Source organism: Stenotrophomonas maltophilia group sp. RNC7 (genome assembly GCF_030910085.1).
GTDB classification, from domain to species: Bacteria; Pseudomonadota; Gammaproteobacteria; order Xanthomonadales; family Xanthomonadaceae; genus Stenotrophomonas; species Stenotrophomonas sepilia.
Genome location: NZ_JAVFVN010000552.1, coordinates 1 through 745, shown reverse-complemented (window position 1 = coordinate 745; position 745 = coordinate 1). Strand labels below are relative to the sequence as shown.

General features: G+C 37.2%; 2 protein-coding genes. Both read right to left on the bottom strand.

Translation table 11 applies throughout. From position 1 onward, the window contains the following. Window positions 1-375 (bottom strand): HK97 gp10 family phage protein (locus RCF13_RS10760; RefSeq protein ID WP_308141152.1); only part of this gene is annotated, 375 nt, incomplete at its 3' end. Next, entirely contained in the window at window positions 372-704 is a 333-nt protein-coding gene (locus RCF13_RS10755) for a hypothetical protein (RefSeq protein WP_308141151.1), read from the bottom strand. The genes RCF13_RS10755 and RCF13_RS10760, both read right to left, overlap by 4 nt. Between the last annotated feature and the right edge of the window lie 41 nt (window positions 705-745).

The following is a 745-nucleotide window of genomic DNA, read 5'->3' as shown; positions in this document are numbered from 1 at the left end:
AAATTCTTTAACTAGCTGCTTATCTATAAAACTGACAATTTTCTCTAAGACAAACTTGCCCTTTACGAATCCAACTGTTTCCCCAGCTCTATTAACTATCCTGTGGCCATAATTATAAAAACTGGCATAGTCGGCAGTATTAACAAGTTTTTTAGTAACTCCGCCGCTCGTACTCTTGACAGCAGGAGCCGACTTCCATGACCTTCTTAAATGTCCGCTGATTACCTTAGTATTTCGTTTTCCATAAGCCATTCCTTCGTTTACCGCTCTATTCAATATCTTGATGTCTATATCCTTTATGTCATCCAGCATACTCTGTAATTCTCTACGATACTGATCAACAGTTGCTTTATTTCTTCTATAATTACTACTCATGCAGTTTCGGTCCTTCTAACAGAAAACTCTTGATGTTTGGAATAAGGGAATCCTTCTCCAACGGATAATTCAATCTGCTTTCCATTTCTTTGAGTAACAATGATTTTATCACCCTCTCTTATATCAACATCAAGTTCACAAAATAAAGTATAGGAGTTAATAAGGTCAGGTACCCCTTCACCAGTGTCATTTAGAGAACGTTTGCTATATTTGCATTTGACATCAGCAGCGACTTCTTCTTCCCTTTGCTTGGTAAAACCACCTTCGTCATAATCTACCCATCTAAAGATAGTCATTCTATCTTTCCAAAGCCTTTCTAATGGATTCATTTTCTCAATCTCCTAAATGCTTGCAACGCCTTTTTATCAGC

Coding starts and splice junctions, on each gene's coding strand:
- RCF13_RS10755 (WP_308141151.1), bottom strand. CDS start 704: ATGAATCCATTAGAAAGGCTTTGGAAAGATAGAATGACTATCTTTAGA.